General features: G+C 39.3%; 12 protein-coding genes and 1 other annotated feature (1 of these 13 running past the window's edge). Of the genes, 4 read left to right on the forward strand and 8 right to left on the reverse strand.

Annotated elements, in window-relative coordinates:
* Positions 1–200: a binding site (T-box leader), on the forward strand; it begins 72 nt to the left of the window's first position.
* 75 nt (positions 201–275) lie between these two features.
* The 3 genes from WAA20_RS15860 (at position 276) to WAA20_RS15870 (ending at position 4,002) form a co-directional block, all read left to right on the forward strand.
* Positions 276–2,273 carry a class I tRNA ligase family protein gene (locus WAA20_RS15860; protein WP_242951204.1) on the forward strand — a complete coding sequence of 666 codons (1,998 nt, stop codon included), beginning with the start codon at positions 276–278 and terminating at the stop codon, positions 2,271–2,273.
* A 218-nt stretch (positions 2,274–2,491) separates the two neighbouring features.
* Positions 2,492–3,199: an ABC transporter ATP-binding protein gene (locus tag WAA20_RS15865; protein WP_073388973.1), complete on the forward strand. Its 708-nt coding sequence runs from the start codon at positions 2,492–2,494 to the stop codon at positions 3,197–3,199.
* Positions 3,184–4,002 carry a hypothetical protein gene (locus tag WAA20_RS15870; RefSeq protein WP_073388975.1) on the forward strand — a complete coding sequence of 273 codons (819 nt, stop codon included), beginning with the start codon at positions 3,184–3,186 and terminating at the stop codon, positions 4,000–4,002. Before WAA20_RS15865 ends, WAA20_RS15870 begins: the two co-directional genes overlap by 16 nt.
* Before the next feature lie 195 nt (positions 4,003–4,197).
* Here the strand turns inward: WAA20_RS15870 and WAA20_RS15875 are convergent, their stop codons facing one another.
* The 7 genes from WAA20_RS15875 to WAA20_RS15905 all read right to left on the reverse strand — a co-directional run bounded on the left by WAA20_RS15875 (position 4,198) and on the right by WAA20_RS15905 (position 13,433).
* Positions 4,198–5,976 (reverse strand): diguanylate cyclase, encoded by a 1,779-nt coding sequence (locus WAA20_RS15875; protein ID WP_073388976.1) that lies wholly within the window; start codon positions 5,974–5,976, stop codon positions 4,198–4,200.
* A gap of 110 nt (positions 5,977–6,086) precedes the next feature.
* Positions 6,087–7,175 (reverse strand): endonuclease/exonuclease/phosphatase family protein, encoded by a 1,089-nt coding sequence (locus tag WAA20_RS15880; RefSeq protein WP_073388978.1) that lies wholly within the window; start codon positions 7,173–7,175, stop codon positions 6,087–6,089.
* Between the two features lie 229 nt (positions 7,176–7,404).
* Positions 7,405–8,184 (reverse strand): hypothetical protein, encoded by a 780-nt coding sequence (locus WAA20_RS15885; protein ID WP_073388979.1) that lies wholly within the window; start codon positions 8,182–8,184, stop codon positions 7,405–7,407.
* Between the two features lie 110 nt (positions 8,185–8,294).
* Positions 8,295–9,827 (reverse strand): ATP-binding cassette domain-containing protein, encoded by a 1,533-nt coding sequence (locus tag WAA20_RS15890; RefSeq protein WP_073388981.1) that lies wholly within the window; start codon positions 9,825–9,827, stop codon positions 8,295–8,297.
* Between the two features lie 397 nt (positions 9,828–10,224).
* Complete coding sequence (gene pyk / locus WAA20_RS15895) at positions 10,225–11,652, reverse strand: pyruvate kinase (protein WP_073388982.1); 1,428 nt, start codon at positions 11,650–11,652, stop codon at positions 10,225–10,227.
* Between the two features lie 206 nt (positions 11,653–11,858).
* Positions 11,859–12,713, reverse strand: coding sequence for a bifunctional 5,10-methylenetetrahydrofolate dehydrogenase/5,10-methenyltetrahydrofolate cyclohydrolase (locus WAA20_RS15900; protein ID WP_073388984.1), 855 nt, complete (start codon positions 12,711–12,713; stop codon positions 11,859–11,861).
* Between the two features lie 93 nt (positions 12,714–12,806).
* Positions 12,807–13,433, reverse strand: coding sequence for a cyclodeaminase/cyclohydrolase family protein (locus WAA20_RS15905; protein ID WP_139263810.1), 627 nt, complete (start codon positions 13,431–13,433; stop codon positions 12,807–12,809).
* Positions 13,434–13,648: 215 nt separating this feature from the next.
* On the opposite strand from WAA20_RS15905, the gene WAA20_RS15910 reads away from it, so the two are divergent.
* Positions 13,649–14,299, forward strand: a complete 651-nt coding sequence (locus WAA20_RS15910; RefSeq protein ID WP_073388987.1) for a trimeric intracellular cation channel family protein — start codon at positions 13,649–13,651, stop codon at positions 14,297–14,299.
* Here the strand turns inward: WAA20_RS15910 and WAA20_RS15915 are convergent.
* Positions 14,277–15,146, reverse strand: coding sequence for an SEC-C domain-containing protein (locus WAA20_RS15915; RefSeq protein ID WP_073388988.1), 870 nt, complete (start codon positions 15,144–15,146; stop codon positions 14,277–14,279). The two genes, WAA20_RS15910 and WAA20_RS15915, sit on opposite strands and share 23 nt — an antisense overlap.
* Positions 15,147–15,304 lie beyond the last annotated feature (158 nt).

Genomic DNA, 15,304 nt, shown 5'->3' on the forward strand with positions numbered 1-15,304 from the left:
TTCGCTGCTGAAAGGAAGTGACACAGACCGGATGAACCAGGCCTCGGAGCCGCATACGGATCCTTTTTTAGGTGATGCTATGACGGGAGTTCCCGTTACAGAACAAGAGTATTAAGTCATTTAGTTGATGCGTACTTAATAAGCTTAAGCCGGTGACGGTTTAAGGAACAAGGGTGGCAACACGATCATTCGTCCCTGTAACTACTAAACGGTAGTTGCAGGGGCTTTTTTATTTTGTTCCCGAACTACCTTTTTTATCATGGAGGAATTATTAGATGAACAAAAGACTTATGAGAGATGATAAGCCTGTCTGGCCAAAGCGCGCGGTCATAACCGGCGGTATGCCTTACGGCAACAAGACTCTTCACTTCGGTCACGTGGGCGGTATGTTTATCCACGCTGATATCTTTGCACGCTTTTTAAGAGACAGAATCGGTGAAGAGAACGTTATCTTCGTATCAGGTACTGACTGCTACGGCTCTCCTATCATGGAAGCTTACAGAAAGTTAAAGGAAGACGGTTACGAAGGAACTATAGAAGAATACGTTAAAGGTAATCACGAGAAGCAGAAAAAGACTCTTGCTGATTATAAGATAAGCCCTAACCTTTTCGGTGCTTCTGCTCTTGGTGAAGCAGGCAAGATGCACACAAAGGTATCTGCTGAGATCTTCAACAAGCTCTACGAAAACGGATATATCGAAAAGCTCTCTACTCTTCAGTTCTATGATGAAGAGAAGCAGGTTTTCCTTAACGGCCGTCAGGTTCTTGGTAAGTGCCCTATTCCTGGTTGCTGCTCAGACAAGGCTTATGCTGATGAGTGTTCTCTTGGTCATCAGTACATGCCATCAGAGCTTATCAATCCTGTAAGTGCACTTTCAGGTCAGAAGCCTTCACTTAAGGCAGTTACAAACTGGTACTTCTGCCTTGAAGATCTTATCGATCTTATGAAAGAGCGTAATGATGCTCTTAGAAAAGGCTCAAATACACGCCGCTACTCACTTGATACTATCGGCGAATTCCTTGGTAAGCCAAGCGTTATCATTCCTCGTAAGAACATGAAAGATCAGGCTGCACTTGAGAGTCTTTTCCCTAAGTTTGAAAAGATCGATGAGGAAAAGAAGTCCTTCGTTCAGTTTATCTTCGAAAACCTTGATGCCCGCGATGAGGCTAAAAAGATTCTTGAGGAAAAAGGTGTTCACTATACATCAGGTAAGACTCTGGTTCCATTCAGACTTTCCGGTAATGTTGACTGGGGCGTAAAGGTTCCTGATAAGGAAGATCAGAAAGACCTTACTTTCTGGGTATGGCCTGAATCACTCTGGGCTCCTATCTCATTCACAAGAACTTATCTTGAGAGCAAGGGCCTTCCTGAAGATGAATGGAAGAAATGGTGGGATAGCGATGACGCTATGGTTTACCAGTTCATCGGCGAAGACAATATCTATTTCTATGCTATTGCAGAAATGGGTATCTTCACAGGACTTAAATACAAGAAGGAAGAGCATCCTGATATGGCTGCTATCAATCTTCCTCATATCATTCCTAACAGACACGTTCTTTTCATGGACAAGAAGGCAAGTTCAAGCTCAGATATCAAGCCTCCGATGGCTGATGAACTCCTTGCATACTACACACCAGAGCAGCTTCGTATGCACTTCATGAGCCTTGGCCTTTCTTCCAAGAGCGTAAGCTTCAAGCCTCAGGTTTACATGCCTAAGGAAGAGCAGGAAGGTATCGATATGGTATTAAAAGAAGGAAACCTTCTTACCAACGTATTTAACAGACTTATCAGATCCTGCTTCTATGCTGTACAGAACAACTACGAAGGCAAGATCCCTTCAAACGAGATCACACCTTCTATCGTAGAGCTGTCCAAAAAGACTATTGCTGAGTACGAGCGTCATATGTACAATCATGACTTCCATCGTATCTCATATACTCTTGATGACTATATCAGAGAGATCAACAAGCACTGGGTTAACAACGTTAAGAAAGCTGATAACACTGGTGACCCTGAGCTTAGAAAACAGATCGTAGCAGACTGCTTCTATGCATGCAAGATCATCGCTATCTTAGTTCACCCTATCGCTCCAGACGGATGCGAGATGTTTAGAGAGTACATGAACATCGACAAGTCTCTTTGGAACTGGGATAAGATTCTTGATCCTATCTCATCTTATGTTGGTGATCTTGATAATCACGAGCTCAAAGAGCTTCTTCCAAGAGTTGACTTCTTCAAGAAGCATGAGTCTCAGTTCGCAGATGCTGAATAAGCTGGCAGATCAGCACATTATAAATGTTTAATTATGGCAAAAGAATCTCACATCACTTTCATGTGGTGTGGGATTTTTTATATCACAGCATTTCTTTTTGAATTTTAATCCGTAATAAAATTATCAATAAGGCACTTTAACAGGCTATTTTATAATGTTTACAACCTAAGTCCTCTAATGATAAAATCTTGTCTAATGAAAAAAGGGGGAATTTTCATATGAATAAACTAATTCAGCTTAATGGATTATCTAAATCCTATGGCAGTGTTACCGCTTTGGATAACGTCAATCTCGAAGTTGAGAGCGGGCACATCGTTGGACTTCTTGGTCCAAATGGTAGCGGCAAGACCACTATGATCAAAATTCTTTGCGGACTGCTTAGACCTTCAAGCGGTACGGTTCTCGTGGATGGAAACAAAATAGGCGTAGAAACCAAAAGTGTTATATCCTATCTGCCTGACAAGACTTATCTTGATGAAAGCAGAACTATCAAACAGAACATCGAACTTTTCATGGATTTCTATCAGGACTTTGATCCGGCACGTGCCTACGATATGCTTGCAAGACTTAATTTAAATCCGGATGTCAAGATCAAGACCTTGTCCAAGGGTAATAAGGAAAAGGTTCAGCTGATCCTTGTAATGAGCAGACATGCCAAGTTGTATATTCTGGATGAGCCGATCGCAGGTGTTGATCCTGCAGCAAGAGATTATATCCTGCATACCATTATCTCAAACTATGATCATCAGGCTACTATCCTGATCTCGACACATCTTATCTCTGATGTAGAAAATGTACTTGATGAAGCCATCTTCTTGCAGAATGGACATATCGTACTCCATTCTTCAGTAAATGCGCTCAGACAACAGCATGGTAAGACTATTGATGAACTGTTCAGGGAGGTATTCAGATGTTGGGGAAATTAATTAAACATGAATTTATAGATACTTGGAAACTATTTTTATTACTTGATGTAGCAATACTGATTATCGGAGCTTTTATTGGACTTTCCGTAAGCACCTCAGCGTTCAGTAGTTCAGATGCTTCAGGTTTTTTTACAACTATGGGGCTCGGCTTATATACACTGATACTTCCATGCCTTGGAACAATATGCCTTGTTTTTATTGTGGTTCATTATTATCGCAGCCTTTACAGTTCGCAGGGGTATCTGACATTTACACTTCCTGCTACTACCAGTGAAATTCTTTTTTCAAGAATGTTGGTTGCTTATATTTTTGAAATTATCAATATATTATGTATCATTCTTAGTATTGTTTTTGTAGTAATGGGATTTTATTCCATAGGCGAATCTGCTTCGGGTAATCTTTTTACGCATATGGTAGATAATATGATTGAAGGTCTCTATGAGACGCCAATTGAAGTTATTGTAACCAATGTACTCTGGGGAATATCTCGTATTATTTATTTTCTTACGACAGTATTTTTTGCTATAAGTCTTGGTCAGTTGTGGCAGAAGCATAGAATTATCGGCGCTATTGTAAGCTATTTTGGAATCAAGATCATATCAGCTATAATATCAACAATTTTTAAGGTTGTTAATAGTAATGATCTGCAAGATACCATTGAAATGTACCATTTAGATGAATATAATACAGATTCTGCATTGGTCATGGCTGCAGTCATAGGAACTGTTACATGCCTGCTGATCTCAGCTGCCATGTACTTTGCAAGCGTTTTGATCACCAAACATAAGCTTAATCTGGAATAAAAATGTGCCGCCAGACGCACCACTATAAAAAGCCAATCGACAATTTTTCGTCGATTGGCTTTTTTAACTTATAAGTGGCTAGTGTACTGACTCGTTCATATTTAATCAAATATGAATGAGCCAGCACACTAGTTTATTATCTCTGATTCTATCTCATTATCTTTTTTCAACTTTATTGTCTTTTATCCTGCCTTATCACCTTACAACTACTTTATTTCTTCCGGTTTCTTTTGCTTCATAAAGTGCTTCATCAATTCTCTTAAAGACGCTATCTACACTGTCTTTATCTTTGACCATGGTAAGGCCTATGCTAATTGTAATATGCCCAACTTCTCCGAATTCCATCTGTGCCACACCCTCACGCATCGCTTCACAGAATTCTTTGGCTTCTTCAAATGACAAATTTGGTTTTATTCCTACAAATTCTTCGCCACCCCATCTTCCGATAACATCTGCCTGATTGAAGAGATACTTAACCTGTCCTACACCATCTCTTAAGACCATATCTCCTGCATCATGACCATAGGTATCATTTACCCGCTTAAAATGGTCAACATCAACCATCATAACAGCAATATTCTGGTATCTGCTTCTGTTTTCCAGGAACTTGTTCATAAAGTAATTAAGTGCTCTTCTGTTATAGATCTGTGTAAGCTCATCAAGACTGGCCACCTTAAATAGCTGTTCATTAGCTTCTCTTAAATCTAAAGTCGTAGATTCAAGGAAATTTACAAGACGGGTCGATAGTGGCAGGAATCCATCTTCTGAATTCTTCACATCGCTGCACATATATTTACTGTCAAAATGATATACAGGACGATCTTTTTCTTCAGGGACAGGTCCTTCTCTCATTCCAACAACTACGCAGGATGCGTTTAAAAATCCTCTCATACCATCCGCATGAAGTATTTCTCCATAGCCACTTGCCCATGTAGATGATGAAAGAACGTGCTCATAAAAATCAAACTCAAGATCTGCCATGGCATCGCCCATAAGCATTCTTCTGCTCATGCAGGCATAGACAAGAATAGCCTGTGGGTAAAATTCTGAAAGCTTTACAGCATTTTGTCCCGACTCAGAAAGAAGCATATCTGTAGTTGAATAACTCAAACTTACAGAACTTCCCTGCGGAATCTGAGTTGCAAAGCACAAAGCTCCATCATCACGGTATTCAAGAGCTACTCTTGCAAGAGGTATTCCATTGTCTTTTAGGAAGAAAGGAAAAGAACTGGTATTTTCAAAAAAGTACTCGTTCATGCCAATTCCAAGATGTTCCTGATATACAGAAAACGCAGGTTTATTGTTTATCTCATAAACAATGCCTTTATCATCTGACTTTGTCACAACAAGTTCTTTACCAAGAGATTTGAATCCAAGATTATAATAATAGTCCAGGTTCAGGTCCTCGCCGCAAAAAGCTACAGCCAGGATTCCCCTGTTATATATCTTTTGCCCGACATATATCTTAGACCTGTCATCGCCCATTTTGTGGGTTCCTGCGAGGGCTCCAAACATGACTATATCTTTGTCATAACCTGCAACCCTGTCAATAAATGTTTCAGGGCACAGATCAAAAGCAGAAGACATCATCAGGATGCCTTTAAGATCTTTTTTGTCTTTAAGAAGCTTAACGTACTTTTCGCCTGCATCATACGTAGATAGTCCTGCAGAACAGTCGAATACATCAATACTAAAATATGCTTTGTCAAAAAATATAACGCAGCATACAACAACTTCAACAGAATGATTTTCACGGCTCAGAGCTCCATGATTGGTCATTCCAAACACTGACAGGCCGGGAAGATTTTCGCATAGCGTATCAAGGTCTTTTTGGATCAAATCTGAGTCATTACTAGGCTCAATAAGCTGCAAAAGACCTTTTTTACCATTAACATATTCCGGAGAATTTTTGATCTTATCTATCATCTCCGACATGCTAAGTCTGTCATCAAGAACGTAACGATGCTGGATCATAGGCTTACCTCTTATAGCAAACTCTGATAGAGATATCCGGTGACATAATTACGTCTATTATTTCGGCATTTTTACACTATTCTCAACCCTTATATATTCGAGGTCTGTAATTATTTTAAAGTTACTGTAAGAAGAACAGGATTATGGTCTGAATTTACAAATCCAAGGTCCTGAGTTTCGCAGGAATCGATCACAATATTAGAAGATACTATAAATCCATCAATAACATAGTACTGGAAAGTATCCTTGTCTGCTCCATTGTAGATCTTATCAAGTGAACGGCATGTTGGAACGCTGCTATCTGTAATAAAAGTAACTCCATCACCAAATTCAGCTACATCTATACTTCCAGGCTGCCATGCACCTTCATATGTAGGATAAGCGCTTGCATCAGTATTGGAGAATACCTGATTGAAGTCTCCGCCTGCTATTACGTAGTTACCTGCATCAAGCTCAGCCTGAAGCACTTCGCGAAGCATGTTGGTCTGTGCAATCTTGCCTTCTCCGCTATCATAAGCTTCAAGATGGAGATTGATAAGAACAAGTTCCTTGTCAGATCCCTGCACAGGAACTCTGGACACATTAAGACACTTCTTGAAATTACATGTGCTTACCGGCCATTTAAATGGTACAGGAAGTGAAAGTCTTGTAGCTGATGCTATCTCAAATGATGACAGAGTCTGAATTCCAACTTTGGTCCTTCCGATTGGAGGAATTGGATATGGAATGAAGATTGCATCCATATTAAGGGCATAAGAGCTTATTTTGCCCTGATTTCTTTCTGAAAAAAATGAAACTTCATTTATTTTATAGGATCTGTCTGCAACTGTATCGACTTCCTGTAAGAATACGATATCAGGGTTTACAGTCTCAATTTCAGAATCAATAGCTTCAAGGTTTTCTTTAACTCTTTTTTCATCAGCAGTATAAACCATAGAACCGCCGTCCATGAAGAAATCTGCGTTATCTCCCAAAGCTCCGTATCCTGTATTCCAGGTAAGTACTGTAAAAGTATCTCCTGTGGAAAGGTTCTTGGAAGATTCTCCTGTAAGCTCGATACTTTCTGTATCATCCGGTCTATATTCAAAAATAGTCAGAATACCAAATCCAACTACTACGATCAGTGCAAGAACTGCAATAATACAAATGATAACTTTTATAACCTTGCTGATTATTCCCATTTTATTTTTTCCAGCCATTAAATCTGATCCCTTCAAAAAATGTCTATACAAATCTGGACAAAGGAGAATTTTTCTTCCCCCACATCTTCATTATATTCAAAATTAAAACTTGGCACAAAAACGCGTTACATTTTATCACCTTTTTCATTTATGAGCAAGACATTTTGAAAGGGTCAGGTTTTATCAAGCTTAGGCCCATATAATAATCAAAATTAGTATTCCGCGCCGTTTAGAAGATAATAACTGATTACTCAGATAGCTCATCGTCGCTATAATTCTTAGAACTGATCACAGTACATTTATCAGGAAAAATTTCCTTGCAGATTTTAAGTTCCAGCTCTTGTCTATGAATAAAGTGCCCTATCAGAGCATCTTCACCTTTGAGCCCTTTTTCTTTTGCATAAGGGGAATTATCAAAATAATCGATCATTAAAGGAAACCATATCTCGTTCCCCTTATCATCAGACCGTTCTTTACGGATCACATTTAGATTACCTACAATATCATCAGCTTTCAGGTAGAAAACATGATAATCCTTATCTGAAAGAGTTTCTCTTATAGACTTGTAAAAATCTATGATCTCATCATCTGATGCGCATCTATATAGGATCATATCTTCAACAATGTTTTGAAAAAGTGAACATTCATAGATCATGTTGTCCTGGTTCCATGCCTTAAGCCTTGTAAAAACAATCTGTTTAAAGTCTTCATAAGAAACTCTTCCATTGTATATCTCATACTGCTCTAAATCTTTGTAAAAATCTCTATTATCAGTTCTTATCTTGGTATAGCAGACGATTCTTTTATCATTCTCTTTATAGGTATTAGCTTCTATTATGTCCTTCATATCAGGATAGGTATTAAGTTTATCCTGATATGTCTGCTCATCCATATATGCGCACCATGCAAGCTCTATTTGGGAGTAGTCTCCCTCTTTGACGGTACAACAATCTGTTTTAAGTTTTGATAATTTATCAACAAGGGTGCTCTTTCCGCTTCCCTGTAACCCTTCAACAAAATAATTCATACAAAATCTCCTCTCCTTGTTGTCTATGAATATGCTTCAATAGGTACTCACAATTTTCTAAGGAACTAATTTGCATATACTTTCTTAATTTCTTTTTAAATCACTCAAAATTATTCAAGACCTTCTTTGGTTAATGTATAAGTCTTTGTACATACTTCTTCTATATATTTTCTATCATGAGATATACTTATAACTGCTCCTGGAAAAGATGCTATCATCTTCCTGATAACAGGTCCTGAAAGCGGTGAAAAGTTACGCGTAGGTTCATCTAGTATAAGAACATTCGCATCTGATAAACTCATCTTAAGAAGTAAAACCTTAGCCTTCTGTCCGCCGGATAATTCTCTGATCGGATGATCCATCTCATCAGCTGTGTATTTCAATGACCCCAGATAAGTCCTAATACGAGTACGTATAGCTTTATCACCAGTATCATCCAAAAACTCAACCGGAGTTGCATCAAGGTCAAGTAGTTCTTCGTAGTTCTGTGGCATGTATTGGGCCTTTATATCACTTCTTCCAAGAAGTTCATCCGCCATTTTCTTTAAAAGAGTCGTCTTTCCTACTCCGTTAGTTCCGACAATGCAGATCTTTTCAGGTCCTCTTACTCTTAAGAAAATATCCTTTGCTAGTACTTTGTTTCCATCAGGAGTTTTCAGTTCATCAAGTTCATACTCGATAACAGTTTTACCTGCCGGCATTTTGGCGCTTTCATTTCCCAGTTTAAAAAAGATCGCTTCTTCCTGTTCAGGCATCTTGGTCATGTTCTCATCTTCTTTTTCAAAGCGCTTACCCATAGCTTTTACAGTATGCATCTTATCCTTAAGGTTCTTACCAACGCCGGGAGCCTGCCTTGATACATTGGAAAGAGCATGCTCTACGCTGTTATAAACCCTGGCATATTTTTCATCGCGGCGCTTTTTCTCATTTCTGTCGTTGATTGCCTGCTGCTCCTGCCTTTCAAAACTTTCTGCTCTTCTTTTGATATAGTTTTTGTAATTATCTTTCACGATAGTATATCTGCTCTTAGTCTTCCTCATGATCTGCTCGATATGGATGATCATGTTGGCAGTATTCTCAATGAGAGTCTCATCGTGAGAGATATAGAGAACTATGTGCTTCCAGTTATTTATAAGCTTTTCTAGAAGTTCCAAAGTGCTGATATCAATATCATTTGAAGGCTCATCAAGTAGTAGCACTGTAGGGTTATCCATAAGAAGCCTCATAAGCTGCGCCTTAACTTTCTCGCCGCCCGACAGGCTTTCCATTATCTGGTCACTGTAAAAAAAGTCGCCCGGAATCTGAAATTCACTTGCCATAGCCGCAAGTTCTTTTGGTGTCTTGTCAAAGAAAAGCTTTGCAGCTGAAAAGTATTCATACAAAGTTTTAGTCTTATCTTCTTTAGGTAGTTCCTGTGGAAGGTATCCTAACATTTCTGCCCCAAGAACTCTTTCGCCCTGACATTCTGCATACTCTTCCGCCATATCAGGATCATAGATCCATTTCATAAGGGTAGATTTGCCATTACCTTCTTCGCCTATGATCACGGCTTTATCGCCATCATTTAATACCATATTGAAATCTTCTAATATTATTCGCAGGTCTTTTTTGTGTGTAATAGTGAGATTCTTTATCTGTAACATTTACTTACCTCCGGTCAAAGAAATGATCTCTTACGCTTTGGCATCAACCGCCCAAATACGAGTTTTTATTGTAAGCAATAATAATATTTGCCTCATCACAAAAAATGAGTCTATTTTGCATACACAAAATAGACTCACACAAATAAACCTACTATAAACAAACTGCCATAAGTAGAAATGCATGATAATCCAGATTAAGCGTACACAAAACAGCTGCCATAAGCAGCAAGATCATTTCTGATAGTGTTCACTCAAGCTAAATTATCTAATAAACATTCCTTCACCTATGCGCAATGCGCTCTTTCTTTTTATTTATCATAATGCTAACACCAAAGCATATATGATGCAACTATTAAATCAAGCTTTACTCTTTTTTGACCAAAGCCCTATTTATAGATTATGAATAAATCTTATGAATAGTCTCAACCTTGATCATGTTTGTATGACCTGAAGTTCCACCGATCTTACCGCCTGTAAGAACTACGTTGTCTCCCATCTTGAGGTCGAGGATCTTGGTAGCCTGCTGCATAGCGTGGAAGAAGAGAACATCAAGTGATTCAAATTCATCGCAAAGCAGAGGATATACGCCCCATGAAAGTGCAAGCTTTCTGAATGCCTTAACAGATGTTGTCATACCGATGATCTCAACAGGACATCTGAAACGGCTTACCATGCGGGCTGTAAGGCCGCTGATGGAGCTTACTACGATACACTTTGCATCAACGTCGATTGCCATAGAACATGTTGAATGGCTGATAGCATCGAGGTTATTTCTAATGCTGAAGTCCATGTTCTTGAATCTCTTGGTGTAGTTGATGTGCTGCTCTGTATATTCTGCAACTTCTGACATTGTCTTAACAGCTTCTACAGGGTACTTACCTGCAGCTGACTCTCCTGAGAGCATGATAGCAGAAGCTCCGTCATATACTGCGTTTGCAACGTCAGAGATCTCAGCTCTTGTAGGACGTACGTTGGTTATCATAGACTCAAGCATTTCTGTTGCGATGATAACTCTTTTTCCAAGGAGTCGGCACTTCTGAACGATCTCTTTCTGAACTGAAGGAACTTCCATAAATGGAATCTCAACACCAAGGTCACCTCTTGCAACCATGATGCCGTCAACAACTTCTGAGATTTCTTCGATATTATCAACGCCTGATCTGTTCTCGATCTTAGCGATGATGTCGATGTCTCTTCCGCCGTTCTTATCAAGGAAGTCACGAAGATCCTGAGCATCCTGACGAGTAGATACGAAGGATGCTGCAACATAATCGATGTCATGCTCTATACCAAAAAGAAGGTCTGCCTTGTCCTGATCAGAAAGGTAAGCCTGCTTAAGAACTTTGCCAGGGAAGTTCATGCTCTTCTTATCAGAAAGTGTTCCGCCTGCTATAACCTTTGTGATTACGTCGTTACCTTTAACCTTGGTAACTTCGCAGATTACAAGTCCGTTGTTAACAAGGATTGTATCACCCTTCTTAAGGTCTTCTGCAAATCCCTTATAGCTTACAGATACTTTCTTCTCATCACCGATTACATCGTCAACTGTAAAGGTAAATTCCTGGCCTTCTTCAAGAGTTGCCTTGTGATCCTTGAATACACCGATTCTGTATTCAGGTCCCTTAGTATCAAGCATGATCGCGATTGGAAGACCCATCTTGTCTCGAACCTTGTTGATAACCTTGATCTTGCCAAGCTGCTCCTCATGATCACCATGGCTGAAGTTAAGTCTTGCAACGTTCATTCCGGCTTCACACATCTGTGTAAGAACTTCTTCTGATGAACTTGCAGGGCCGATTGTACAAATGATTTTTGTTTTACGCATTGTTATTACTCCTATTTCCTTTGAAAATTTCAAAAATACTTCTTTTTTTGTTTCTATCTAAATACTTCCAAATAATATTTTTACTTCTAAAAATTTTTTCTTTCCTAAGTACTTCTTTTCTAAATAGTTCTTTCTAATTCTCCTTATAGCAATTCCATTACCTGTAATTCATAACAATAATTCCTGATTACTTACGCAATTGCTATTTATTTTAGTAGTCTCTCTGCTGCCTCAACTACGTGGCTTACAAGTACTGCTGTTGTAACTGATCCTACGCCGCCAGGAACAGGTGTAAGCTTTTCTACAACGCTTTCCACTTCGTCAGACTTTACATCACCAACAAGCTTTTGTTTTTCTTCGCTGTAGTTAATTCCAACGTCGATGACTGTCTGGCCGTTTTCAAAATACTCAGCATTAAGCATTTCTGCTTTTCCAAGTGCCGCAATTACTATATCGGCATTTTTAGTAACTTTCGCCATATTTTCAGTTCTTGAATGGCATATTGTTACTGTGGCGTTTGCATTCATAAGAAGCATCGATACAGGCTTTCCGATAACAAGGCTTCTTCCTACTACTGTAGCTTTTTTACCCTTAGGGTCGATTTCGTAATACTTTAATATCTCCATAACTGCCTGAGATGTGCAGGGTGCAAAGCCTTCTCCAAGACCGCTGTAGATATAAGCCATAGAGCCAGGTGTTATGCCGTCAACATCTTTGGATGGAAGAATCGCATTGCATGCTGCCTTCTCATCTAGAGTTTTAGGAAGTGGGCGGAACATTAGTATTCCATGAACGTTGTCATCTTCATTAAGCTCTTTGATCGCAGCCATGAGATCTTCCTGAGAGCAATCTTCCGGAAGCACTTTATTTACAACTGCTACTCCGTCTTTTTCACATCTTTTTGTTGCACCGCGTTCGTAAGACAGGTCGTCCTGCCTTTCACCAACTCTAAGAATTGCAAGTGTCGGGGTTATACCCTTTTCCTTTAGTGCATCTGCCCTTTTTAATGTAACTTCATCAAGTGAGTCTGCAACGGGCTTTCCTTTTAATAATTCTGCCATAAAACTCTCCATTTCTGAGGTGTTGTCAAATATGTTTTTATCCGTTTTATCAGAAAATAACCACTCTGCTTTTATTTATAAATCAATCTTATATTACTTTCTAAGCTTTGCGTTGACATCGTCAAATACATTCTGAGCTCTAGCAACATATTCATCTAAAATGCTGTCAGCTTCCTGCTCAAAGCTATCTGCCTTATCCCTATCCTGTAAAGATTTAGTATTTATAAATACGTTGAGACTCGCGCTCTTAAGGGCTGCACCAGCAAGAGCTGCGCCGCATCCAACGTCGGATATCATGATGACAGAGCCGATTTCCTTCATGCGCTCTAAAAGCTCTATTACTCTTTTTATCTGTCTCATCATTTCAAGAGGAGGGGCGATTGCATCAAGGGTAGCCTTCTCAAGCTTTTCTACTCTCTGCGGATCTTCTTTTGGTATACTGTAAGCTACTGAGAGAGGCTCGAACATCTTTGCATCCTCTTCTACAAGGTCAAGAAGTCTTGTTCTTATATCTTCTGCCTCTTTTAATATAGCCTGAAGCTCTTCTTCGTACTGAGCATATTTTTTCTTACCGGTAGTAAAGTTGCCTGCCATAGAGCAAAGAGCCATAGACAGTGCTCCAACAAGTGCTGCAGCGCCTCCACCTCCAGGCACTGAAACCTTGGCAGCAAGCTTACCTGCAAATTCGTTACAGCTGTAATCAGTGATCTTATTATCCAAAGGAAGGCCCTCCCATATTAAATAAATATAGAGTTTTAATTGAATGCGCGAGTTTAGAATGTAACATAGTTACATTCCTGAAACGTTTTACTTGCCTGAATAATAATAGCACAAAATACAAGCTTACAAACATTCAATCTCGCATAAAATATGATAAACTTAGATAGAAAAATGGGGTTAAATTTATAGAAATTTATAGGGAAAGACAAACTGACATGGCAGAACTTCTTTTAATTCTCAACATCATAGGAACTGTAGCATTTGCTGTATCCGGCGCTATGACTGCGATCAAGAAGGAGATGGACCTTCTTGGCGTAACTATTGTGGGCGCTATAACAGCTGTGGGCGGTGGTATCATGCGTGACATCATCATTGGCAAGATTCCGCCTGATGCTTTTACAGATCCTTCATACGTGCTCATCGCCTGCATTTCAGCGATCGTAGTATTTACATATGTCTATTTCAGAGCATCAGGATATGAAAAGATATCCGGCGCCAAATTTCAGAAGATCGTACTTCTGGCAGATACTGTAGGTCTTGCTGCATTCTCCGTACTTGGCGTTGAGGTAGCCTTTAATGCAGGTGACGGACCAAGACTTTTCCTTACCGTATTCCTTGGAACCATCACAGGTGTAGGTGGAGGCGTACTTCGTGACCTTCTTGTAGGCGACAAGCCCTATATACTTTGCAAACACATTTATGCCTGCGCATCTATTGCAGGCGCCCTTGTCTGTGCCCTTTTATGGGACTTTTCAGGTCAGAGCGTTGCTACGGTCATCGGCGCATCTACCGTTATTATCATAAGACTTCTTGCCATCCACTTTGAATGGAACCTGCCTCGCATCAGGCACCATGGCATTTCTTAAACTTTTTACCGCTACCGCAGGGGCATGTATCATTGCCCCTTATTTTTTTCCACTTTAAACATTCCTCTTTAAGCTCATCGCTTTCATCCGGGAATTCTGCAGAAAGATTTTTGTAATAAGTATCTATTAGGCTATCATGGAGCTGCTGACTCGTTGAAAAAGTCTTAGCCTCCTGTTCCTGCGCCACCTTTTTGGACCACTTAAAGATTTCTTCTTCAAGCTCTCTTTCATAGCTTCCTGGCCTATCTTTGACAGCCTCAACCTCTTTGTCCAACGTTCTGTAAATGTATTGATATCTGGCTTTGATATCATCAAGACATGAAAGATTCCTATAAATATATCTTCCAAGGAAAAATCTCTTGATACAGGCATCTCTTTTAAGCTCTAAAAGATCGGATGTGAGTTCGTCTTCAGGTATACCAATATAATAATCTTCCACTATATCAGGAAGGAGCTTCTGGACAAAAGAATCTGCCTTAGTATCTTCAGAAAGCGCATAAGTTTCATTAGAAGCCCAGCCGCTATCAAGTACATGCCTCATCGCATCTGTCCTAAGATAATAATCCTCTTCAAGGAAAGACAGAAGCTTAATAAAAGCTTTGCGAAACCATGGATACTTCTGATAGAAACTAAGAGACTGTATAGCTTCAATAACCATTGTTTCATTATCTTCGTCCATGTAAAGGTCATTGAGATCTTCACATATCTTATCTATGTCAGATGCACATTCTCTTTTATTTTCTTCTTCAATATCCTTGTATATCTTTTGTATATCTTCTTTGAGCTTCTTGATCCCGCTCTCATCGTCTTTGCCAAAATGTCTTCTAATCTCACTTGTAAGACTCATACATTAACTCCCATGTATATGTTCCGATCTTGGTGACACCAATTTGTAAAGTCAATCTTAGATTAACTCCCACCTGATGTTTTGACTCATTTCTTGCAATTCTATCTTAGCAAATTTACAATGAAAATGTTGTAATCAAAAATATATATCGTAACTTT

It is taken from the genome of Butyrivibrio fibrisolvens (assembly GCF_037113525.1).
GTDB lineage: Bacteria > Bacillota > Clostridia > Lachnospirales > Lachnospiraceae > Butyrivibrio > Butyrivibrio fibrisolvens.